General features: G+C 70.1%; 20 protein-coding genes. 7 read left to right on the forward strand and 13 right to left on the reverse strand.

Translation table 11 applies throughout. The features are described from left to right. Positions 1–110: 110 nt before the first annotated feature. From mctP to HEP85_RS26440, 3 genes are all read right to left on the reverse strand, one after another. The gene (mctP, locus tag HEP85_RS26430; protein WP_168530153.1) at positions 111–1,721 is read right to left on the reverse strand and encodes a monocarboxylate uptake permease MctP; all 1,611 of its coding nucleotides are present in this window, start codon (positions 1,719–1,721) and stop codon (positions 111–113) included. Further along, positions 1,718–1,999, reverse strand: coding sequence for a DUF3311 domain-containing protein (locus HEP85_RS26435; RefSeq protein ID WP_168530154.1), 282 nt, complete (start codon positions 1,997–1,999; stop codon positions 1,718–1,720). Before HEP85_RS26435 ends, mctP begins: the two co-directional genes overlap by 4 nt. 308 nt (positions 2,000–2,307) lie before the next feature. Beyond that, entirely contained in the window at positions 2,308–3,072 is a 765-nt protein-coding gene (locus HEP85_RS26440; protein ID WP_148010391.1) for a GntR family transcriptional regulator, read from the reverse strand. A gap of 403 nt (positions 3,073–3,475) precedes the next feature. Between HEP85_RS26440 and HEP85_RS26445 the strand changes: the two genes are divergently transcribed. From HEP85_RS26445 to HEP85_RS26460, 4 genes are all read left to right on the forward strand, one after another. After that, a complete protein-coding gene (locus HEP85_RS26445; protein WP_168530155.1) occupies positions 3,476–4,762 on the forward strand; it encodes an extracellular solute-binding protein in 1,287 nt (428 codons plus the stop codon). Between the two features lie 93 nt (positions 4,763–4,855). Next, positions 4,856–5,842: a carbohydrate ABC transporter permease gene (locus HEP85_RS26450; protein ID WP_168530156.1), complete on the forward strand. Its 987-nt coding sequence runs from the start codon at positions 4,856–4,858 to the stop codon at positions 5,840–5,842. Next, positions 5,839–6,696 (forward strand): carbohydrate ABC transporter permease, encoded by an 858-nt coding sequence (locus HEP85_RS26455; RefSeq protein WP_168530157.1) that lies wholly within the window; start codon positions 5,839–5,841, stop codon positions 6,694–6,696. The genes HEP85_RS26450 and HEP85_RS26455 overlap by 4 nt, the downstream gene beginning before the upstream one ends. A gap of 8 nt (positions 6,697–6,704) precedes the next feature. Beyond that, on the forward strand, positions 6,705–8,252 hold the full coding sequence (locus HEP85_RS26460; protein WP_168530158.1) for a glycoside hydrolase family 3 protein: 1,548 nt from the start codon (positions 6,705–6,707) through the stop codon (positions 8,250–8,252). Positions 8,253–8,344: 92 nt separating this feature from the next. Here HEP85_RS26460 and nagB read toward each other — a convergent pair whose 3' ends face one another. After that, positions 8,345–9,130, reverse strand: a complete 786-nt coding sequence (nagB, locus tag HEP85_RS26465) for a glucosamine-6-phosphate deaminase (RefSeq protein ID WP_168530159.1) — start codon at positions 9,128–9,130, stop codon at positions 8,345–8,347. Between the two features lie 809 nt (positions 9,131–9,939). On the opposite strand from nagB, the gene HEP85_RS26470 reads away from it, so the two are divergent. After that, entirely contained in the window at positions 9,940–11,406 is a 1,467-nt protein-coding gene (locus tag HEP85_RS26470) for a sensor histidine kinase (protein ID WP_168534041.1), read from the forward strand. A gap of 229 nt (positions 11,407–11,635) precedes the next feature. Here HEP85_RS26470 and HEP85_RS26475 read toward each other — a convergent pair whose 3' ends face one another. The 6 genes from HEP85_RS26475 to HEP85_RS26500 all read right to left on the reverse strand — a co-directional run bounded on the left by HEP85_RS26475 (position 11,636) and on the right by HEP85_RS26500 (position 16,123). Further along, positions 11,636–11,893: a WhiB family transcriptional regulator gene (locus tag HEP85_RS26475; protein WP_006380970.1), complete on the reverse strand. Its 258-nt coding sequence runs from the start codon at positions 11,891–11,893 to the stop codon at positions 11,636–11,638. Between the two features lie 317 nt (positions 11,894–12,210). Beyond that, on the reverse strand, positions 12,211–13,179 hold the full coding sequence (locus HEP85_RS26480; RefSeq protein ID WP_168530160.1) for a diacylglycerol kinase family protein: 969 nt from the start codon (positions 13,177–13,179) through the stop codon (positions 12,211–12,213). Positions 13,180–13,354: 175 nt separating this feature from the next. Then, complete coding sequence (locus HEP85_RS26485) at positions 13,355–13,810, reverse strand: hypothetical protein (RefSeq protein ID WP_168530161.1); 456 nt, start codon at positions 13,808–13,810, stop codon at positions 13,355–13,357. 191 nt (positions 13,811–14,001) lie between these two features. Then, positions 14,002–15,192 (reverse strand): RNA polymerase sigma factor SigF, encoded by a 1,191-nt coding sequence (locus HEP85_RS26490; protein WP_168530162.1) that lies wholly within the window; start codon positions 15,190–15,192, stop codon positions 14,002–14,004. Then, a complete protein-coding gene (locus tag HEP85_RS26495) occupies positions 15,189–15,602 on the reverse strand; it encodes an anti-sigma regulatory factor (RefSeq protein WP_054228129.1) in 414 nt (137 codons plus the stop codon). The genes HEP85_RS26490 and HEP85_RS26495 overlap by 4 nt, the downstream gene beginning before the upstream one ends. A 260-nt stretch (positions 15,603–15,862) precedes the next feature. Continuing rightward, positions 15,863–16,123: a UBP-type zinc finger domain-containing protein gene (locus HEP85_RS26500; protein ID WP_168530163.1), complete on the reverse strand. Its 261-nt coding sequence runs from the start codon at positions 16,121–16,123 to the stop codon at positions 15,863–15,865. A gap of 61 nt (positions 16,124–16,184) precedes the next feature. Between HEP85_RS26500 and HEP85_RS26505 the strand changes: the two genes are divergently transcribed. After that, a complete protein-coding gene (locus HEP85_RS26505) occupies positions 16,185–17,780 on the forward strand; it encodes a Na+/H+ antiporter (protein WP_168530164.1) in 1,596 nt (531 codons plus the stop codon). A gap of 24 nt (positions 17,781–17,804) precedes the next feature. Here the strand turns inward: HEP85_RS26505 and HEP85_RS26510 are convergent, their stop codons facing one another. The 3 genes from HEP85_RS26510 to HEP85_RS26520 all read right to left on the reverse strand — a co-directional run bounded on the left by HEP85_RS26510 (position 17,805) and on the right by HEP85_RS26520 (position 19,795). Further along, a complete protein-coding gene (locus HEP85_RS26510) occupies positions 17,805–18,680 on the reverse strand; it encodes a 1-aminocyclopropane-1-carboxylate deaminase/D-cysteine desulfhydrase (RefSeq protein ID WP_168534043.1) in 876 nt (291 codons plus the stop codon). Between the two features lie 143 nt (positions 18,681–18,823). Continuing rightward, on the reverse strand, positions 18,824–19,414 hold the full coding sequence (locus HEP85_RS26515) for an N-acetylmuramoyl-L-alanine amidase (RefSeq protein WP_168530165.1): 591 nt from the start codon (positions 19,412–19,414) through the stop codon (positions 18,824–18,826). 147 nt (positions 19,415–19,561) lie between these two features. Continuing rightward, the gene (locus HEP85_RS26520; protein ID WP_168530166.1) at positions 19,562–19,795 is read right to left on the reverse strand and encodes a hypothetical protein; all 234 of its coding nucleotides are present in this window, start codon (positions 19,793–19,795) and stop codon (positions 19,562–19,564) included. Between the two features lie 288 nt (positions 19,796–20,083). Here HEP85_RS26520 and HEP85_RS26525 point away from each other — a divergent pair, with 288 nt between their 5' ends. Next, positions 20,084–21,490, forward strand: coding sequence for a family 2B encapsulin nanocompartment shell protein (locus HEP85_RS26525; protein WP_168530167.1), 1,407 nt, complete (start codon positions 20,084–20,086; stop codon positions 21,488–21,490). Positions 21,491–21,579: the final 89 nt, after the last annotated feature.

The following is a 21,579-nucleotide window of genomic DNA, read 5'->3' on the forward strand; positions in this document are numbered from 1 at the left end:
GGCGGCGGGCCGCCGGATCTCTCTCCGGCGGCCCGCTCCCTGGTACCGCTGTCCCGGACCGCGCCCGGCGGTGCCCGCCCGTGGGAGCGGGCGGGACTTTCGCAAGGCGCCTAGTGGCCCGCCTCCGCGGTGGCCGGGGGCAGTTCGACCTGGACTCCCGGGTCGCCCGCGTCCGCCGTGTAGTCCGCCGGTGACGTCTCGTCCACGCCGTCGGGCGCCTTGAACGCCCGCAGGGCGAAGGTGAGGACGACGGAGACCACCACGTTCATGACGAACGCCGTCAGACCGATGTAGCCGATCTCCCCGATCCCCGGGATCTCCTTCGAGCTGCCGCCGAAGTGCGCTTGCGTCGGTGAGGCGACCCCGTAGGCGGCGAGCGTGCCGTAGAGCATGCCGACCGCCCAGCCGCCGAGCAGCGCCCAGCGGTGGAACCAGCGCGTGAACAGACCGCCGACCAGGGCCGGGAAGGTCTGCAGGATCCAGATGCCGCCCAGGAGCTGGAAGTTGATGGCGACCGTCTTGTCCATCGTCAGGACGAAGACCAGCGCGCCCACCTTCACCAGGAGCGAGACCAGCTTGGAGACCTTCGTCTCCTGCTGCGGGGTCGCGTCCGGATTGATGAAGTCCCTGTAGATGTTGCGGGTGAAGAGGTTCGCGGCCGCGATGGACATGATGGCCGCGGGGACGAGGGCTCCGATGCCGATCGCGGCGAAGGCCACACCCGCGAACCAGTCCGGGAACATGTCCTCGAAGAGCTGCGGGATGGCGAGCTGGCCGTTGGTGACCTTCACCCCGGCCGCGATCGCCATGAAGCCGAGCAGGGCGAGCAGGCCCAGCATCAGGGAGTAGAGCGGCAGGATCGTGGTGTTGCGCCGGATCACCTCACGGCTGCGGCTGGACAGCGTCGCGGTGATCGAGTGCGGGTACATGAACAGGGCGAGCGCGGAGCCGAGTGCCAGGGTGGCGTAGGTCCACTGCCCTGCCTGGGCCGGTACGATCCCGCCCGCGCCGGCCGCGGCGTACTTCTCGCTCGCCGAGTGGAAGATCTCGTCGAAGCCGCCCAGCTTGATCGGGATGTAGATGATGGCCACCGCGATCACGATGTAGATCAGGGTGTCCTTCACGAACGCGATCAGGGCGGGGGCGCGCAGGCCCGAGGAGTAGGTGTACGCGGCCAGTACGCCGAAGGCGATGAGGAGCGGGAGGTCCTTGACGAACCAGTTCGTGTTCTCGCCGCCGCCGACGCCCATGACGTCCAGCACGGCCTGGATGCCCACCAGTTGGAGCGCGATGTACGGCATGGTCGCGAGGATGCCGGTGACGGCGACGGCGAGGGACAGGCCCTTGGAGCCGAAGCGGCCGCGCACGAAGTCCGACGTCGTCACATAGCCGTGCTTGTGCGAGACGGACCACAGGCGGGGCAGGAACGTGAAGACCAGCGGGTAGACCAGGATCGTGTACGGCACGGCGAAGAAGCCGGCCGCGCCCGCCGCGTAGATCGCGGCCGGTACGGCGACGAAGGTGTACGCCGTGTAGAGGTCGCCGCCGAGCAGGAACCAGGTGACCCAGGTGCCGAACGACCGCCCGCCCAGGCCCCATTCGTCGAGGCTCTGCTCGTTGTCGGCCTTGCGCCAGCGCGCGGCCAGGAAGCCCATGACCGTGACGGCCACGAAGAAGATGATGAAGACGGCGAGTGCCACGCCGTTCACGCCGTCGTTCATGCGTCGGTACCGCCCTTCGTGGTGGCGCGGGCGCGCTGGTCACGCTGCCACAGCTGGTACGCGGTCACGGTGAGCGCGGTCGAGAGAAGCACCCACAGCATCTGGTACCAGTAGAAGAAAGGGATGCCGATGAAGGCCGGGTCGACCTTCGCGTACGAACCGACCCACAGCATGGCCACGGACGGGGCGATCAGGCAGAGGGCGATCACCACGCGGAGCGGTGTCACCACCCGGACCGGTGTCACCACCGGTGGTTTCGCTTCCGGCACGTCTGACATGGGTGGCTCCGTCCCCTCGCTGGTCACCTGTGCAATGCGCAGGAAATCTAGGCGACCGTTCCGCTTTATGGAACCCCCTCCCCGGCGGTGGATGTGGAGGGTTGGTGTGCGGGAGCGCGGGCGGGCCGGCCGGTGAACTCCCTTACCGGGCAGCGCGTTGCCCCGACCGCCCGGAGCGGGGCCGGCCGCGTCGCGCACCGGTCCCGCCGCGCCCCGGCCGGGACCGTGCCTCGAACGTGAACGCGAAGTGGTACCGGGGGGCCCGCGGGGGACCGCCGGTCACCCCGGACCTCGGGGACACCGGTGTTTCAGTCCTGCGGGCGCTTGAGCCTGGCCACGAACTTGTAGCGGTCGCCCCGGTACACCGAGCGCACCCACTCCACCGGTTCGCCCTGCCGGTCGATCGAGTGCCGGGACAGCATCAGCATGGGCAGACCGACGTCCGTGCCGAGCAGTCCGGCCTCGCGCGGGGTGGCCAGCGAGGTCTCGATGGTCTCCTCGGCCTCCGCGAGGTGGACGTCGTACACCTCGGCGAGCGCGGTGTAGAGCGAGGTGTACTTGACGAGCGACCGGCGCAGGGCGGGGAAGCGCTTCGCGGACAGATGGGTCGTCTCGATGGCCATCGGCTCGCCGCTGGCCAGGCGCAGCCGCTCGATGCGCAGCACCCGGCCGCCGGCCGAGATGTCGAGCAGTTCCGCGAGGGTCTCGTCGGCGGTGATGTAGCCGATGTCCAGGAGCTGGGAGGTGGGTTCCAGGCCCTGGGCGCGCATGTCCTCGGTGTACGAGGTGAGCTGGAGCGCCTGGGAGACCTTGGGCTTGGCGACGAAGGTGCCCTTGCCCTGGATGCGTTCGAGCCGGCCCTCGACGACGAGTTCCTGGAGGGCCTGGCGCACGGTCGTGCGCGAGGTGTCGAACTCGGCGGCGAGGGTGCGTTCGGGCGGCACCGGTGTGCCGGGCGGCAGAGTGTCCGTCATGTCGAGCAGGTGCTTCTTGAGGCGGTAGTACTTGGGCACGCGCGCGGTACGGATGGGGGCCCCACCCTCGTTCTCCGCACTGCTGACGTCGGTGCTCATGCTCTGCCTTCCCGGCTCCGGGTGCCGAAGCGACCGGCATCCCGCCGGTCACGGGTCACATCGTGGCACGGCTTCGCGTGCGAGTGTCTCCCGCACGCTCCGTGATCCCCTCTATATACCGTCGGCGTACCTGTTGGTCTAGTCCATCGTGCGCGCGGGGTTCCTGAACAGCCCTGCCGTTTATGCCGCTTACCTACTTAAAGGTCCTTGCATATGTAGGTCCCATAACGGACGGTCGGCCGGGCTTACACACCCTTGACACCCCTCTAGGTCTAGGCCAAGCTCCCCGTACTGGTCTACACCATTGGTCCAGGTCCCAGCCCCACGGGCAGTAATCGGCAGCGATTCGGCGTGTGTCACCGCGGTGGGCAGGGGGGTTTGTGGCATCCCTGAGGAGGGTGGCGTGAAGCGGAAGCTGGCAGCTGCGATCGGTATCGCGGGCATGATGGTCTCCATCGCGGCGTGCGGGGGCAGTGACAACAAGTCCGGGGGATCGGACAAGGGCGCGGACGCCAAGGAACTGACCGTCTGGCTCACGGTGGACGCCCAGAACAACTGGCCCGAGCTGGTCAAGGCCGCGGACGCCGCGGTGAAGGCGAAGCACCCGGGCGTCAAGATCAACCACGAGTACTACGGCTGGCCGGACAAGAACACCAAGCTCGACGCCGTCCTCGCCACCGACAAGGCCCCCGACGTGGTCGAGATGGGCAACACCGAGATGCTCGGCTACATGGTCAAGGGAGCCTTCGCCCCCGTCGACGCCACGAAGTTCGACAACTCGGCCGGGTGGCTCGACGGCCTGAAGGCATCGGTCACCTACGAGGACAAGACCTACGGCGTGCCGTACTACGCCGGCGGCCGCGTCGGCAACTGGCGCAAGGACGTGGCGGCTTCGGCCGGCATCAAGGCGACCCCGAAGACGTACCAGGAGCTCACCTCCGACCTGGACAAGATCCAGAAGAAGGAGGGGAGCAAGTTCAACGCCTGGTACCAGCCCACCCGCGACTGGTACGCCGCGATGTCCTTCGTCTACGACGCCGGCGGCTCCATCGCCACGGACGAGGGCGGCCAGTGGAAGGCCAACCTCTCCTCGCCCGAGTCGGTCAAGGGCCTCAACGAGTTCAAGAACGTCGTCGACAAGTACATGCACGGCGACAAGACCAAGGACGAGTCCGACCGTTACATCGTCTACGGCCAGGGCAAGTCCGCCATGATCTTCGGCGCCGCCTGGGAAGGCGCGACCTCCGAGGACCCGAAGAACGACAAGACCGGCAAGCTCAAGGGCAACCTCGAGAACTTCGTGATGCCCGGCCCGTCCGGCAAGAACCTGCCCGTCTTCCTCGGCGGCTCCGACCTCGCCATCCCGGTGAAGTCCAAGGCGCAGGCCCTCGCCGGCGAGTGGATCAACGCCCTCACGGGCTCCACGGGCCAGAAGGGCCTGATGGGCAAGGGCAACCTGCCCAACAACAAGACCGACCTCGCGACCCTCAAGAACGACCCGGCGACGGTCGTCCCGGCCACCGCGGCCGAGAGCAGCTGGTTCGTGCCGATGGCGCCGGGCTGGGGCCAGGTCGAGAAGGCCCAGGTCCTTCAGACGATGCTGCAGAACATCGGCACCGGCAAGAAGTCGGTCGAGGCCGCCGCGAAGGAAGCGGACGCCGCGATCGACAAGGTCATCAACACCAAGTGACCTGAGCGCAGGGCCCCGTCGGACCCCGGGGAGTGCTTCCGGGGACGGGGCCCTGCTTCTCGTACGACCTGAGGGACCGCTGAGGAGCGCGCGATGAGTGCCGCAGACACGACCACCCCGACCAAGGCGCCACCGGCACGGCAGGCATCGCCACCGACGGCCCCCAGGGCGCCACGCAGAAGGCGGGCCCCCGGCGGAACCGCCGTCCCCTGGGCGCTGCTCGCCCCCTGTCTGCTCATCCTCGCGCTGGTCATGGGCTACCCCCTGGTCCGGCTCGTCACCCTGTCCTTCCAGAAGTTCGGCCAGTCCCAGCTCTGGGGCTTCCAGCCGGCCGAGTCGGTCGGCTTCGACAACTTCACCAAGGTGCTCGGCGACGGCGAGTTCTGGGCCGTCGTCCTGCGCACGATCGTCTTCGCCGGCGGGTCCGTCGTCTTCACGATGGTCGCAGGCATGCTGATCGCGCTGCTGCTCCAGCGCGTCTCCGGCTGGGTCAAGACGCTCGTCAACATCGTGCTGGTGGCCAGCTGGGGCATGCCGATCATCGTGGCCACCACCGTCTTCAAGTGGCTCTTCGACTCGGACTACGGCGTGTTCAACGCGCTGCTGAGCAAGCTGCCGGGCGTCGACCTGGTCGGTCACAACTGGTTCGCCAGCGGACCGCAGGGCCTGGCCGTGATCATGCTGCTGGTGGTGTGGGGCGCGGTGCCCTTCGTCGTCATCACGCTCGGCGCGGGCCTGACCCAGGTGCCCAAGGAACTGGAGGAGGCCGCCCGCCTGGACGGCGCCGGCGCCTGGGGCGTCTTCCGCTACGTCACGCTCCCCATCCTCAAGCCGATCGTCGTGATGCTGACGACGCTCTCCGTCATCTGGGACATGGGCGTCTTCCCACAGGTCTTCGTGATGCGCGGCGGCCACCCCGAGGCCGAGTTCCAGCTGCTCACCACCTACTCCTACGACCGCGCCTTCGTGGTCAACGACTATGCCCAGGGATCGGCGATCGCCCTGCTGACCGTGCTGCTCCTGCTCGGCGTGGTCGCCGTCTACATGCGCCAGATGCTCAAGATCGGAGAGGTCGAATGAGCGCCGTCGTCACCCCGAGGCGTACGCCCTCCGGACCCCGGAAGTCCAAGCTCGGCTGGAACGTCCTCGGTCTGCTCGTCTTCGTCGTCGCGGGCTTCCCGGTCTACTGGATGCTGAACACGGCGTTCAAGCCCGCGAAGGACGCCATCGACCCGGATCCGAGCCTGTTCCCCACCGGGGTGACGCTCGACAACTTCCGCCGCGCGCTGGACATCGCGGACTTCTGGGGCCCGGTCGGCCGCAGCCTGATCGTGTCCCTGGCGGTCGTCCTGATCGGCGTCGTGGTGGGCATGCTCGCGGCACTGGCCATCTCCCGCTTCGCCTTCCGCGGCCGCAAGATCGTGATCGTCGGCATCCTGGCCGTCCAGATGATCCCGCTGGTCGCCATGATCATCCCGGTCTTCCTGCTTCTCAACGACCTCGATCAGTACGACAAGCTCTCCGGCCTGATCATCACCTATCTGACCTTCATCCTGCCCTTCACGGTGTGGACGCTGCGCGGCTTCATCGTCAACATCCCGAAGGAGCTGGAGGAGGCGGCCATGGTCGACGGCTGCTCCCGCACCGGCGCCTTCGTGCGGGTGGTCTTCCCGCTCCTCGCCCCCGGCATGGTCGCCACCTCGGTGTACGCCTTCATCCAGGCGTGGAACGAGTACCTCTACGCGCTGATGCTGATGAGCCAGAAGAACCAGACCGCCACCGTCTGGCTCGGCAACTTCACCACCCAGCACGGCACCGAGTACGCCCCGATGATGGCCGGTGCCACCATGATGGCCGTGCCGATCGTCGTGCTCTTCCTCATCGTCCAGCGCAAGATGGCCGCGGGGCTGACCGCGGGCGCCGTGAAGGGATAACACCCCCGATGACGACACTCGCCAGCGGAACAGCCGCGTCCAACGCGGACAAGGATGACCTGACACGCGACGCGCTGACCGTCCTGCAGCCCGGCTTCACGGGGACCACGGCCCCCGACTGGCTGCTGCGCCGGCTCGGTGAAGGCCTGGCCTCGGTCGGCCTCTTCGGCCGGAACATCGCGTCGCCCGAACAGCTCTCCGCCCTGACGGCCCAGTTGCGCGCGGAGCGCGACGACGTCCTCGTGGCCATCGACGAGGAGGGCGGCGACGTCACCCGTCTGGAGGTCCGGTCCGGCTCCTCCTATCCCGGCAACCACGCGCTGGGCGCGGTGGACGACGTGGAGCTGACCAGGGAGGTGGCCTCCGCGCTCGGCCGGCGCCTGGCGGCCTGCGGGGTGAACCTCAACTGGGCCCCGTCCGCGGACGTGAACTCCAACCCAGGCAACCCGGTCATCGGCGTACGGTCCTTCGGCGCCGACACCGACCTGGTGGCCCGGCACACCGCCGCCTACGTCACCGGCCTGCAGTCCGCAGGCGTCGCGGCCTGCACCAAGCACTTCCCCGGACACGGCGACACGGCGGTCGACTCGCACCACGCCCTGCCGCGCATCGACGCCGGCCTGCCGGTCCTCCAGGCGCGCGAACTCGCCCCGTTCCGGGCCGCGATCGCCGCGGGCACGCGTGCGGTGATGAGCGCGCACATCCTGGTCCCGGCCCTGGACCCGGACCGCCCGGCAACGCTCTCGCGCCGCGTCCTGACCGGTCTGCTCCGCGAGGAACTCGGCTACGAGGGACTCATCGTCACCGACGGCATGGAGATGCAGGCCATCGCCGCGACGTACGGCATCGAGCGGGGCAGCGTCCTCGCCATCGGGGCCGGCGCCGACGCGATCTGTGTGGGCGGCGGCCTCGCGGACGACGAGACGGTACGACGGCTGCGCGACGCCCTCGTCTCGGCTGTCCGCACCGGCGAACTGGCCGAGGAGCGGCTCGCGGACGCGGCGGCGCGGGTCAGGGCGCTGGCCCGGTGGACGACCGCCGCGTCGGCGCGGGAGGCGGCGGGCGCGGGTTCCGGCAGCGGTGCGAGCGGGGGGAGCGGCGAGGGCGGCGCCGCCGAGATCGGGCTGGTCGCCGCCCGTCGCGCGCTGCGGGTCACCTCTTCCGCGCCGTACACCCCGCTCACCGGCGCTCCCTACGTGGCCGCGCTCACGCCGGTCGCGAACATCGCGGTCGGTGACGAGACCCCCTGGGGTGTCGCCGCCGAACTGGCCCGGCTGGTGCCCGGCACGGAGACCGGCGGTTTCGCGGGGGACGACGCGGCCGCCGAGGTCCTGGCCGCCGCGGGCCCCCGGCGGATCGTCGCCGTCGTCCGTGACGAACACCGGCACGCCTGGATGGCGACGGCCCTCGACATCCTGCTGGCCGCCCGCCCCGACACGATCGTCGTGGAGATGGGCGTCCCGCAGGCGCCGCCCCGGGGCGCCCCGCACATCGCGACCCACGGCGCGGCCCGGGTCTGCGGCCGGGCGGCGGCGGAGGTCATCGCGGGGGAGTAGCAGCCGCCCCGACCCGCGCACACGAAGGCGCCGGGCACCCTGTCCGACAGGGTGCCCGGCGCCTTCGTGTGCCAGGGGTTACGGGACAGTCCTCAGATTCCCTGCCAGTCGGGCTTGTTCGCGAAGGTGTGCCGGAAGTAGTCCGCGAGCTTCAGCTCGGACGCCGCCGCCTCGTCCACGACGACCGTGGCGTGCGGGTGGAGCTGGAGTGCCGAGGCCGGGCACACCGCGGCGACCGGACCCTCCACGGTCGCGGCGACCGCGTCGGCCTTGCCCTCACCGGTGGCGAGCAGCACCAGGTGCCTGGCCTCCAGGATCGTGCCGATGCCCTGCGTGATGACGTGGTGCGGCACCTGCTCGATGTCACCCCCGAAGAACCGTGCGTTGTCGACCCGGGTCTGTTCGGTCAGCGTCTTGATGCGGGTCCGCGAGACGAGCGAGGAGCACGGCTCGTTGAAGCCGATGTGCCCGTCCGTCCCGATGCCGAGGATCTGCAGGTCGACCCCGCCGGCCGAGGCCAGCGCCCTGTCGTACGCCGCGCAGGCGGCCTGGACGTCCCGCGCCGCGCCGTCCGGTCCCATGAACGCGGCCATGTCCAGCCCGAGCGGCTCGAGCACCTCGCGCCGCAGCACCGACCGATAGGACTCGGGGTGCTCGGCGGGGAGCCCCACGTACTCGTCGAGCTGTGCGATCCGTGCCCGGGAGGCGTCCACGCCGCCGGAGCCGACCCGCGCCGCCAGTGCCTCGTAGATGGGCAGCGGGGTCGAGCCGGTGGCCACGCCGAGCAGGGCGTCGGGCTTGCGCCGCAGCAGTTGCGCCATGGCCTCGGCGATCAGCTCGCCGCCCGCCTTGGCGTCCGGAACGATGACAACTTCCACGCTGGGCCTGCCGATCTGGGGAGGGGCTCGCCGGGAACCGAAGGGAACACGTGTGGTGTAGACCAATCTAGCAAAGATGGTCCGCCCGTGGTCGTGGGAGAACCCGCGCGCTGGAAGGGATCCGGACGGGTTTCTGAAGGGGGCGGGAAAGGAAGGGGGCCGGGCAAGGGGAGGGGCAGGGAAGGAGAGGGGCAGGGAAGGAGAGGGGCAGGGAAGGAGAGGGGGCGGGAAAAGGGGTGGGCCCCAGGGCGTGTCCCCTCGCGAAGCGACGTCCGTCGCGGGGCTCGCCTCGATGGCGACGGCCCCGGCGTGCGGCCCGGCCCCCCCGCGACCCGGTGATCACCGTCAGTCACGTCGACGGCTCCCCGGACCCGGTCGGCCGGACAACCCGTCCGGCCCGCGCATGAGCGGAACCGGCCCCCGCCGGGGGCCGAAGCGGGCTAGTCTTCATGGTGGATGTTGTGGGAAGTTCGATGAAGTGACAACAACAAACATCCGTCGGCTCATGGACGCGAGAACGTGGTCTAGTCCACAATGTTCGGGTAGGGCGTCCGCGGCCCACAGCGTCACCCCATCAACTGAACAAGCCTCCGTCCTCCCCGCACAGGAGGACGGACCGAGGAACCGGCGCTCTCTGCCCTGACTGCTCCGGGTCCTCTCCATCGGCCGACCGGGACCGCACAGCCCACGGCCGTTGCTGCTCCGGGCTGCGGTGCCGGGAGGGTTGAGGGTCCCTCCCAGGCGCCGCGGCCCGCGGGTGTTTTCGGACCGGGGCCGACCCCCCGGGTACGCTCGCACATGTGCCCTCCATGAACGACCTCGTACGCCAGCACACCGCTCTCGGTGCCTCCGATCTCGAGTGGCTGCATCTGCTGGTCTCGGAGTGGCAGTTGCTCTCCGACCTCTCCTTCGCCGACCTCGTCCTGTGGGTCCCCACCCGGGACGGCACCCGCTATGTCTCGGTGGCGCAGATGCGCCCCAACACCGGTCCGACCTCGTACCAGGACGACATGGTGGGCCATCTGGTCCCGCGGGGCCGCCGACCGCTGCTGGACGCCGCGCTCGACGAGGGCCGCATCGTGCGCGAGGGCGACCCCGAATGGCGGGAGGAGGTGCCGGTGCGGGTCGAGTCCATTCCGGTACGGCGGGAGGGGCGCGTCCTCGGTGTCATCGCGCGCAACACCAACCTCCTCACCGTGCGCACCCCGAGCCGGCTGGAGCTGACGTACCTCCAGAGCGCCTCCGACCTCGCCCAGATGATCGCGGCCGGCTCCTTCCCGTTCCCCGACCAGCAGGTCGACATGGACGCCTCGCCGCGCGTGGGCGACGGACTGATCCGCCTGGACGCGGAAGGCATCGTGCAGTACGCGTCACCGAACGCGCTGTCCGCGTACCACCGGCTGGGCCTCGCCTCCGACCTGGTGGGCCACAACCTCGGCGTGACCACCGCCGAACTCGCCCCGTCCCGCGGGCCGGTGGACGAGGCGCTGGCCAAGGTCGCGAGCGGATGGGCGCCCCGCGAGTTCGAGATCGAGAGCGCCGAAGGGGTGATCCAGCTGCGGGCGATCCCGCTGAAGCCCAAGGGCACCCGGGTCGGTTCCCTCGTCCTTCTGCGTGACGTCACCGAACTGCGGCGCCGGGAGCGGGAGTTGATCACCAAGGACGCGACCATCCGGGAGATCCACCACCGGGTCAAGAACAACCTCCAGACGGTGGCGGCACTGCTGCGGCTGCAAGCCAGGCGCATCGAGTCGGAGCGCGGCCGGGAGGCCCTGGAGGAGGCCGTGCGGCGGGTCGGGTCGATCGCGATCGTGCATGAGACGCTGTCTCAGAACCTGGACGAACGGGTGGAGTTCGACGAGATCGCTGACCGGGTGCTCGCGATGGTCGCCGAGATCTCGCCCGGCAAGGTCACCGGCCGGCGCACCGGCCGCTTCGGGGTGCTGGACGCGGAGGTGGCGACACCGCTCTCCATGGTCCTCACCGAGATTCTGCAGAACGCGCTGGAGCACGGCTTCCGCGAGGGCGACCGGGGCACGGTCGAGGTCTCGGCGGTCCGGGGCGGCACCACCAAGGAGACCCGGCTGCTGGTCACCGTCCAGGACGACGGTGTCGGTCTGCCGGAGGGCTTCGACCCGCACCGCTCGGGCAACCTCGGCCTCCAGATCGTACGGACCCTGGTGGAGGGAGAGTTGGGCGGGACGTTCGACATGGTGGCGGCCCCCGAACGCGGCACGCAGGTCATCCTGGACATTCCGGTGCGGACGAGCAAGTAGGGCGCGGCCGCACCCCGAGGGCGCGGGGCCCGGGGCGATGGCGCAGGACAGAGGCCCCGGACCTTTCGGTCCGGGGCCTCTGCTTACGTTGCGATGGGGGTACCCCCTGCTCGAACATCGTCGAGAGTTCCGGGGGAGCATCGGGGGTACTGCGCGCTGCGGCTCGGGGGCGGGAGATGCGTACGCGCTGTACGCGCCGCCAAGCTCAGGCTCGTTGCGGGGTGGGGTGTCAGGCGGTGGCCTGACGAGCCCGGTTGCGGGCGGCGCGGCGCTTCATCGCGCGACGCTCGTCCTCGCTGAGGCCACCCCAGACGCCGGAGTCCTGGCCGGACTCGAGCGCCCACTGCAGGCACTGCTCCATGACGGGGCAGCGGCGGCAGACGGCCTTGGCTTCCTCGATCTGCAGCAGCGCAGGACCGGTGTTGCCGATGGGGAAGAAGAGCTCGGGGTCTTCCTCGCGGCAAACGGCGTTGTGACGCCAGTCCATGGCTGCTACCTCTCCTTGGTATTACATGCACGTTGCTTGTGAATGTGAACGCTTTCACGAATCCCTCAACAAGTGAAGGGCCGACTACCAGACGGACTGGTGTGGTCCTTGATTTGGGGAGGGGTTCTGGCGCTCTGTGGGGCCGATGTTGCGGGCCGTCCCGAGCGCCACGTAGAGACTCGCAAACCTCAGCGGCGGATACAACCCCTTCTGGAAAGTTTTTTTTGATTCCTCGGTGTCGACTAGGTCACAGCCGTACTTCCATGGGGTGGACCCTGGTCTAAACGTTCGAGTGAAAGGACTTTGAGGCCTTCCACTCACACAATCACACGCAGTGCACGGCGTACGCCTGTGAACGTCACGCTTGTACGCAGCCCCAGGTGGTCGCCGTCCATCTGAAGGGGGAGCGGCGCCTTCGAATGCAAGGTGAAGTCGGTCAGGTCGTGCAGGGACAGGGCGTGCTTTCCGTGCGGACCGCGCGCGGGGGACGAAGTGAGCAACTGGGTGGCATACCGGGCGGCCGAGGCCGTCGACATGCGGCTGAGGCCGAGTACGTCGAGCCCGGTATCGAACGAAGCCTTAGGTGAGGCGTACACCGGACGATTGCCGAGAAACGTCCAGGGCGAGGTGTTGCAGATGATGGACAGGACGAGATCGGTGACCGGGTCCTCGCCGGGGCGGTCCAGGGTGATCGTTCCGTGCCTGCGGTGAGGTTCGTCCAGAAACTGACGTACCACTTGGCGCAAATACAGGGCGTGCGTGGAGCGCTTGCCGCGCTCCCGCTGCTGCTCGACCCGGCCGATCACTCCGGCGTCGAAGCCGAGCCCCGCGCAGAACGTGAACCAGCGGGAGGGGACGGATTCGTCCTCGGTGCCGGGGGTGCCCGCGGCGAGACCGAGGCCGACCGTGCGCTCGCGGTTCTCTCTCAGCGCGTCCAGCAGGGCGCCGGTGGCCTCCACCGCGTCGTTGGGCAGGCCGAGGGCGCGGGCGAAGACATTGGTGGAGCCGCCGGGGACCACGGCGAGGCGGGGCAGGTGGTCCAGCTCGGGGCCGTTGTGCAGCAGGCCGTTCACCACTTCGTTGACGGTGCCGTCGCCGCCGAGGGCGACGACCAGTTCTATGTCCTCACCCTCCGCGGCCTGCCGGCCCAGGTCCCGGGCGTGCCCGCGGTACTCGGTGGTGACCACTTCGAGCTTCATCTCGCTCGCCAACGCGTGGATCAAGACGTCACGCGTGCGCGCACTTGTGGTGGTTGCTGCCGGATTGACCACGAGAAGTGCACGCATGCGAAGCAGCGTACCTACCGTGCGGTACTCGTCCCAGACCGAGGTAGGGATCGGGTAAGAGATGAGGGCGTGAGCCTCGACACGGGGAGAGACGGCGGGAACGGGGTACGGCGCGCGGCGGAGGCGCGGGACGGGGCGGCGGCGCGGCCGGGCAGGGTGCGCGGGCCGTGGCCTGTCAGCGCTGGTGGGACTCCTCCGCACCGCCGGGTCCGCGGATGCCCAGGGCCGCCGTCGTCGCCGGGTTCACCAGCAGAACCAGTGCGGCGACCGCGACGACGGCCAGGACGATGCCGGCCGGGATGGCGACGCTGTCGGCCTGGAGCAGGTTGTAGGCGACGGGCAGGGCCAGGATCTGGGTGATGACCGCGGGGCCCCGGCTCCATCTGCGGCGCAGCAGCAGCCCGCGCGCGGCCAGCAGGGGCAGCAGCGCGAGCACGATCAGGGTCACGCCCCCGGTGACGGCCTGCCGCCGGTCGTCCGGAGATCCGGTGAGCCCCTGCACGAACAGGTAGGCGCCCCCCGCGGCCAGGGCGAGCCCCTCCAGCGCGGCCAGCGCCGCCGCGGCGGTCAGCCGTCCGGGACGGGGCCGCGCGGTCGACGCGTCGGGGGCGGGGGTCTGCTCAGCGCTCACCCCTGAAGGGTAGCCCTCGGCTCCTGGTGCACGACCTGGCCCTGCGTACGAGCGACGGCCGGCGTACGAGCGACCGCCGGCGTACGAGCGACCGCCGGCGTACGAGCGGCCCCCGGCGTACGAGCGGCCCCCGGCGTACGAGCGGCCCCCGGACCGTGCCCCGGCGCGGCGGCCCCGCCGTCCGGGGTGGGCTACTCCTCCACCAGCAGCTTTTCGCGGAGCTGGGCGAGGGTGCGGGCCAGCAGCCGGGAGACGTGCATCTGGGAGATGCCGACCTCCTGGGCGATCTGCGACTGCGTCATGTTGCCGAAGAAGCGAAGGAGAAGGATCCGCTTCTCTCGCGGCGGAAGGTCCTCCAGCAGCGGCTTCAGCGACTCCCGGTACTCGACCCCCTCCAGAGCCTCGTCCTCGGCGCCGAGTGTGTCGGCGACGGCCGGCGACTCGTCGTCCGTGTCGGGAACGTCCAGGGACAGTGTGGAGTACGCGTTCGCGGACTCCAGACCCTCCAGGACCTCCTCCTCCGAGATGGCCAGCTTCTCGGCGAGTTCGTGGACCGTGGGGGAACGGCCGTGCTGCTGGGAGAGCTCCGCGGTCGCCGTGGTGAGCGCGAGGCGCAGTTCCTGGAGGCGGCGCGGCACGCGGACCGCCCAGCCCTTGTCGCGGAAGTGCCGCTTGATCTCGCCGACCACCGTCGGGGTCGCGTACGTCGAGAACTCGACGCCGCGCTCCGGGTCGAACCGGTCGACCGACTTGATCAGGCCGATGGTGGCGACCTGGGTCAGGTCGTCCAGCGGCTCGCCGCGGTTGCGGAAGCGGCGCGCGAGGTGCTCGACGAGCGGGAGGTGCATGCGGACCAGCTGGTTGCGCAGTTCCGCGTACTCGGCGCTGCCGTCCGGCAGCTTGCGCAGCTCGATGAACATCGCCCGCGCCCCGCTGCGGTCCTGCGGGTCCTTCGGGTCGTGCTGGATGTGCTGGACGCTCGGCCCGTGCTGCGTGGCCTGCACGCTCTGCACGCTCTGCGCAGCTGTCTTGTCGTGTTGTTCTTGCTCGCTCATAGTCCCGCCCGTCACCAGCCGCCGCCCTTCCGAGGACGTGCTCCGCGCGGCACCCTCCGGATCCCGTTGCCCGTCGTCCCGGCCGGGGAGCTTCTCCTGTCCGTCCTCGTCGACCGGCGCGTCCCCCGCGTTGTCGGCTTCGTTCGGGCTGGGGGGATCCCCGGCCCGGGAGGCTGTGCCGTCGTCCGGGTGCGGCCGGGCCTGGTCGGGGATGGCGTCGACGCCCTCCGCCACGCGCCGTGGCGCGTCGAGGCCGTCGACGCGCCCGGCGGGAAGCCCCCGTGTGCCGCGCTCTTCGTCCCGCACCGGCCCGTCCCCGTCCCTCACGCCGGCCCGGGTCCCGCGCCGCGCTGTTTGTAGAGGCTGATCGAAACGGTCTTGTCCTCGGCGACGGTGGAGTCGACCTTGCCCGCGAGCGCCGAGAGCACGGTCCACGCGAACGTGTCCCGTGACGGAGCGTGACCGTCCGTGGTCGGAGCGGAGACCGTCACCTCGAGCGAGTCGTCGATGAGCCGGAAGACACAACTGAGCACCGAGCCGGGGACGGCCTGCTGCAGCAGGATCGCGCAGGCCTCGTCCACCGCGATGCGCAGGTCCTCGATCTCGTCGAGGGTGAAGTCCAAACGGGCCGCGAGGCCGGCCGTGGCCGTGCGCAGCACCGACAGGTAGGCACCCGCGGCGGGCAGCCGGACTTCCACGAAGTCCTTCGTCGCGGGCTCGCCTGCGATCTGGGACACCCTCACCTCCAAGGTGGTACAAGCTCATTCGAGCTCTTTCGGGGCCGAGGGTCGCCCCCCGGGGTAACGCGCTAGGTGGTTCAGCGGTGACGCTACCGCGCTCCCGACTTTCCTGTCCTGGGGACCCCACTCCCCTGCTGTCACTCATAGTAAGCCCATGAGTACGGACAGTGGCTAGGGGTCTGCGGGCCCAAATAGGAAGAGCGCGCGCCGGGTTGACGTACCCAGGCGTCAGACGGTCGAACCGTCCGGACGGCGGGTCACGCCAGTACGTGGTCGACGAAGCACCAGCGCCAGCTCTCACCGGCCTCGAACGTGCGCATCACGGGGTGTCCCGTCTCCTTGAAATGCTCTGTCGCGTGCCGCAGCGGCGAGGAGTCGCAGCAACTGAGGTGCCCGCAGTCCAGGCACAGCCGCAGCTGTACCGGATGTGTGCCCGCGGCGACACACTCCAGGCACGTCTCGCTCGTGGGCTCTGGTTCGGGGTGAGGCAGCGCGTCGGCATGCGTGCACTGTTTCATGATTGCCAGGTTACGTCGGGCGTGCGGGATGCCGCGCGAAAACGAGGGCGGGCGGACGAGGATGCACGTATTGCCACTGCTGTTGCTGGTCGCGGGAAGCGCGGCGGTCGCCGGAGCGGCCCGCCGCACTCCGGTGCCGGCACCGCTTCTGCTCGTCGCCGCGGGCCTGGTGGTCGCGTACGTCCCGGGAGTTCCCGGGTACGAACTCGACCCCGAGGTCGTCCTCCCGCTGCTGCTGCCCCCGCTGCTGTACACGGCCGCCACCGACAGCTCGTACCTCGACCTGCGGGCGCATCTGCGGCCCATCGCGCTGCTGTCGGTCGGGTACGTGCTCTTCGCGACGCTGGCCGTCGGCTGGGTCACCTATCTGATCGTGCCGGGTCTGCCGCTGCCCGCGGCGCTGGTGTTCGGGGCGGTGGTGGCGCCGCCCGACGCGGTCGCGGCCACCGCGGTGGCGCGCCGGGTGGGGCTGCCGTCGAAGATCACCACGATCCTTCAGGGCGAGTCCCTGGTGAACGACGCGACCGCGATCACCGCCTACAAGGTGGCCCTCGCCGCCGCGGTCGGCGAGGGCGCGACCTGGGCGGGCGGCATCCGTGAGTTCCTGCTCGCGGCCGTCGGCGGCGTGGTCGTCGGCCTGGTCCTGATGATGCCGATCCACTGGCTGCGCACCCACCTGAACGAGGCGCTCCTGCAGAACACCCTCTCCTTGCTGATCCCCTTCGTGGCGTACGGGATCGCCGAGCAGGTGCACGCCTCCGGGGTCCTCGCGGTGGTCGTCGTCGCGCTCTACCTCGGACACCGCGCCTGGGAGGTGGACTTCGCGACGCGGCTCCAGGAGGAGGCCGTCTGGAAGATGGTCGCGTTCGTCCTGGAGTCGGCCGTGTTCGCGCTGATCGGCCTGCAACTGCCGGTCGTCCTCAAGGGGCTCGGCCCGTACGAGGGTGTCAGCGCCGCCTGGTACGCGGTGGTCGTCTTCCTGGTGGTGGTCGCCGCCCGGTTCGTGTGGGTGTATCCCGCCACCTTCCTGCCGCGGATGCTGTCCTCGCGCATCCGGGGGCGCGAGGAGAACCCCACCTGGAAGGCCCCGTTCGTCATCGGCTGGGCCGGGATGCGGGGCGTGGTGTCGCTCGCCATCGCCTTCTCGATCCCGCTCACCGTGGACGGAGGCGCACGCTTCCCCGAGCGCAACCTCCTGCTCTTCCTCACCTTCACCACCGTCATCGCCACCCTGGTCGTACAGGGGCTGACCCTGCCTCCGCTGATCCGCCTCCTGAAGCTGCCCGGCCGCGACACCCAGGCCGAGACGCTCGCCGAGGCCAACGCCCAGGCCCAGGCCTCCCGGGCCGCCGAACAGCGCCTCGACGACCTGCTGGCCGACGAGCGCAACGCCCTGCCCCCGCCGCTCGCCGACCGGCTGCGCTCGGTCCTGGAGCGCCGCCGCAACGCGGTCTGGGAGCGGCTCGGCGCCGTCAACCCGGTGACCGGGGAGACCGCCGACGACACCTACCGCAGGCTGTCCCGCAAGATGATCAGCGCCGAGCGCGAGGTCTTCGTGCGGCTCCGCGACCACCGCTACATCGACGACGAGATGCTGCGCACCCTGCTGAGACGGCTCGACCTGGAGGAGGCGGCGGCGTACCGGGAGGCGGCGTGAGGTTCCGCCGCGCCGGCACCCGGTTCAGGCGAGCGGCGCCCCGGTGATCACCGCTGCCACGGTCGTCCCCGGTGCGAACGCCCCCTCCTCGGCCAGGGCGACAAGTCCGTACAGCATCTTGGCGACATAGAGACGTTCGACGGGCAGGCCATGACGCTGCTCGAAGTCCTCCGCGAAGAGGTCGAGTTCGGGCGTGGCGCGCGCGTAGCCGCCGAAGTGGAAGCGGTCGTCGAGGGACCAGGTGCCGCGACGCCCGCCGAAGGCGGAGTCCTGGAGGGCCCGTACCTCGGCGTCCAGGAAGCCGCCCTTGAGGACGGGGACGCCCAGCGCCCGCTGGCCGGGGGCGAGGCCGGCGGCCAGGCCCGCGAGGGTTCCGCCGGTCCCGCAGGCGAGGGCGACGACGTCGGCGTGGCCGCGCAGCTCCGCGCCGAGCTCCTGGCAGCCACGTACGGCGAGGGCGTTGCTGCCGCCCTCGGGGACGACGTACGCGTCCCGGGCGTCGGCCGCGCACAGGATCGCGTCCAGCGTCCGCGGTTCCGTCTTGCGGCGATACATCGACCTGTCGATGAAGTGCAGCCGCATGCCGTCGGCCGCGCACCGGGCCAGGGAGGGATTGAGGGGGCGGTGGGCCAGCTCGTCGCCCCGGACCACGCCGATGGTCGGCAGTCCGAGGAGGCGGCCCGCGGCGGCGGTGGCCCGCAGATGGTTCGAGTACGCGCCGCCGAAGGTGAGGAGCGTGCGACCGGCCGCGGCGCGCAGGTTCGGGGCCAGCTTGCGCCACTTGTTGCCGATCAGCTCCGGGTGGATCAGATCGTCGCGCTTGAGCAGCAGCCGGACTCCGTGGCGCGCGAAGCGCCCGTCCGCGACCGGGCAGAGCGGCGAGGGCAGTCCGGGCCGCAGACCGGTCGGGTCGAGTGCTTCGGGGCCGTCCGGGGCGTCGGGCTCGGCGGGAGTGCCCGGGATGCCGGGGTCGTCGGGGCTGGTCACCCCGCCATTGTCGGACAGCCGTGCGGGAATCCGGGTGACCGGCGAACGCCTGTGCGTCACTTGAGGCGGTCGCGGACGCGCTCTCTCATCGAGGCCATCGTGAAGCCGCGCGGGTCGACCTTGCCGGGCTGCCACTCCAGATGGCCGATGACCGAGCGCTCCGTCCAGCCGTGATGGCGGCAGATCGCGGCCGCGACCCTCTCGATCGCCTCCAGCTGGACCTCGGGCCAGGGGTCCTTGCCGTTGCCGAGGTTCTCGCACTCGAAGCCGTAGAAGTGGCGGTTGCCGTCGGTGTTCGCCTCGTTGTCCACGGGGAGCGACTTCTCCGCGATCACGGCACGCAGCACGTCGTCGTCGCCCAGGCCCGCGTGGTTGACCCGGCCGTAGCCCACGAGATGCACGACGCCGTCCTTGGTGATGACGCCGTGACACAGCGGGCCCGGCAGGTCGGCGCGGCCCGTGCGGCAGAGGCCGATGGTGTGCTCGTCGCCCGAGGACGCCGTGTGGTGGATCATCACCCCGTGCACCGGGCCCCACGGCCCCTTGTGGTTGCGGTTGTGATGCTCCCAGGCGCCGACCTCGACGACGGTGGCGCCTTCCCTCCTGAGCCGGTCCAGGAAACCGGCCGCGGACATGGGTGAAGCCATGACCGCCTCCTTCGCGCTGCACGCCGGCCACCGGGCGCGGCCGTCTCGTACCGCCGCTTCTACCCGGAACAGGACACTCCGGGTCGGCCGTTCGTACAGCGTGCGAGCCGATCCGGTCAGGGCCGGCGCGCGTCGGGGCGGCACCGCTCAGGAGCGCAGGAACGCGTCCCCGTTCGCCGCGATATGGCTGTCCAGGGCCTGGAGAGCCTGCTGGGTCGCCTCGGGGGACCCGCTGCCGCGCCGCTCCGCGAAGTACGCCGCGCCGAGTCTCTTGAGGAGGTCGGCGCCCGCTCGCTGCGCCTGCACCTCGTCCAGCTTCTGCTTGCCCTGCGTGAGCCCTCGCTGCGCCTGTTCCTTGGCGCGGTCCAGGAAGCCTGCCATCGCCGTCTCCCGTCATCGTCCGTCGCAGTGTCAAACGGATGGCCGGATCTTGGAGTTCCCGAGCGCGTCGACGCGAGGCTGTTCGACGGCGTGGGCCCCGACCGTTCGATATCACGGCACGATGTTTCCGGACGTCAGGGTTCCGCGCGATTCGCCCACTCGACAAAGTGCGCGTGTCTGCCCAATCCGACGTGATCCATTCCCCCTCATTCGTGTAATAGCACCGGCACGCTCCGTGATGGAAGGCTGAGCGACGCAGATCAGTGCATGACCGGGAGGGCAATTTTCATGTCGGTAGGCGAAGAGGTCCGTTCAGGTCAGGGCAGGCCGCAGCAGAGTCTCGGCACATCGGCCGCGCGGAACCTGGCCACCACCACCAAGTCCGCACCCCAGATGCAGGAGATCAGTTCACGGTGGCTGCTGCGCATGCTCCCGTGGGTGAACGTGCAGGGTGGCACGTACCGCGTGAACCGGCGGCTCAGCTACTCCGTGGGCGACGGCAGGGTGACGTTCGTGAAGACCGGTGACCGCGTCCAGGTCATCCCCGCCGAGCTCGGCGAGCTGACCGTCCTGCGGTCCTACGAGGATCAGGAGGTGCTCGGCGAGCTCGCCCAGCGCTGCCAGCAGCGGGAGTTCGCGCCGGGCGAGGTGCTCGCCTCGTTCGGCAGTCCGTCCGACGAGGTGTTCCTGCTCGCGCACGGCAAGGTCGAGAAGATCGGTACGGGTCCCTACGGCGACGACGCGGTCCTCGGCGTCCTCGCCGACGGCGCGTACTTCGGCGAGCAGGCGCTCATCGACCCGGACGCCATCTGGGAGTACACGGCCCGCGCCGTCACCGCGGTCACCGTGCTCACGCTGCCCCGCCAGGACCTGGAACAGGTCGCGGAGCGCGCCGAGTCCCTGCGCACCCACCTCCAGCAGCTGCGGGCGATTCCTGAGCAGCGCACCAACAAGTACGGCGAGAAGGAGATCGACCTCGCGGCCGGCCACACCGGGGAGGAGGACATCCCCGGCACCTTCGTGGACTACGAGGCCGCACCGCGCGAGTACGAACTGAGCATCGCCCAGACGGTACTTCGCCTGCACACCCGCGTGGCCGATCTCTACAACCAGCCGATGAACCAGACCGAGCAGCAGCTCCGCCTGACCGTCGAGGCGCTGAAGGAGCGCCAGGAGCACGAGCTCATCAACAACCGGGAGTTCGGACTGCTCAACAACTGCGAGTACGACCAGCGGCTGCAACCGCACGACGGCGTTCCGAGCCCCGACGACCTCGACGAACTGCTCAGTCGCAGGCGCGGGACCAAGCTGCTGCTCGCCCACCCGCGCGCGATCTCCGCGATCGGCCGCGAGTGCAACAAGCGCGGGCTCGTCCCGGAGAGCGTCGAGATCGCGGGCAACCGCATCCCGACCTGGCGCGGGGTCCCGATCTTCCCGTGCAACAAGATCCCGGTCAGCGACGCCCGCACGACCTCGATCATCGCCCTGCGTACCGGCGAGGCCGAGCAGGGCGTCATCGGGCTCCAGCAGGCGGGCATCCCGGACGAGATCGAGCCGAGTACGTCGGTGCGTTTCATGGGCATCAACGAACAGGCGATCATCTCCTACCTGGTGACGGCGTACTACTCGGCCGCGGTCCTCGTCCCGGACGCCCTCGGCATCCTGGAGAACGTCGAGATCGGCCGCTGGCGGTGACCTTCCCGACACCGGCCACCGTGTTCCCGCCGGACCGGACGGGCAGAGCGGGTGGACCGAAGCCCCAGCAGAGCGGGGCCGAGACCCTC

The sequence above is a fragment of the Streptomyces sp. RPA4-2 genome, assembly GCF_012273515.2.
In the GTDB taxonomy this organism is placed as follows: Bacteria; Actinomycetota; Actinomycetes; order Streptomycetales; family Streptomycetaceae; genus Streptomyces; species Streptomyces kaempferi.

Excerpts from the sequence above, each read along its gene's own strand:
- HEP85_RS26515 (WP_168530165.1), bottom strand. The coding sequence starts at position 19,414 with ATGGCTTCACCCATGTCCGCGGCCGGTTTCCTGGACCGGCTCAGGAGG.
- HEP85_RS26525 (WP_168530167.1), top strand. The coding sequence starts at position 20,084 with ATGTCGGTAGGCGAAGAGGTCCGTTCAGGTCAGGGCAGGCCGCAGCAG.
- mctP (WP_168530153.1), bottom strand. The coding sequence starts at position 1,721 with ATGAACGACGGCGTGAACGGCGTGGCACTCGCCGTCTTCATCATCTTC.
- HEP85_RS26435 (WP_168530154.1), bottom strand. The coding sequence starts at position 1,999 with ATGTCAGACGTGCCGGAAGCGAAACCACCGGTGGTGACACCGGTCCGG.
- HEP85_RS26480 (WP_168530160.1), bottom strand. The coding sequence starts at position 13,179 with ATGCGTGCACTTCTCGTGGTCAATCCGGCAGCAACCACCACAAGTGCG.
- HEP85_RS26475 (WP_006380970.1), bottom strand. The coding sequence starts at position 11,893 with ATGGACTGGCGTCACAACGCCGTTTGCCGCGAGGAAGACCCCGAGCTC.
- HEP85_RS26500 (WP_168530163.1), bottom strand. The coding sequence starts at position 16,123 with ATGAAACAGTGCACGCATGCCGACGCGCTGCCTCACCCCGAACCAGAG.
- HEP85_RS26505 (WP_168530164.1), top strand. The coding sequence starts at position 16,185 with ATGCACGTATTGCCACTGCTGTTGCTGGTCGCGGGAAGCGCGGCGGTC.
- HEP85_RS26460 (WP_168530158.1), top strand. The coding sequence starts at position 6,705 with ATGACGACACTCGCCAGCGGAACAGCCGCGTCCAACGCGGACAAGGAT.
- HEP85_RS26440 (WP_148010391.1), bottom strand. The coding sequence starts at position 3,072 with ATGAGCACCGACGTCAGCAGTGCGGAGAACGAGGGTGGGGCCCCCATC.
- HEP85_RS26455 (WP_168530157.1), top strand. The coding sequence starts at position 5,839 with ATGAGCGCCGTCGTCACCCCGAGGCGTACGCCCTCCGGACCCCGGAAG.
- HEP85_RS26450 (WP_168530156.1), top strand. The coding sequence starts at position 4,856 with ATGAGTGCCGCAGACACGACCACCCCGACCAAGGCGCCACCGGCACGG.
- HEP85_RS26520 (WP_168530166.1), bottom strand. The coding sequence starts at position 19,795 with ATGGCAGGCTTCCTGGACCGCGCCAAGGAACAGGCGCAGCGAGGGCTC.
- HEP85_RS26470 (WP_168534041.1), top strand. The coding sequence starts at position 9,940 with ATGAACGACCTCGTACGCCAGCACACCGCTCTCGGTGCCTCCGATCTC.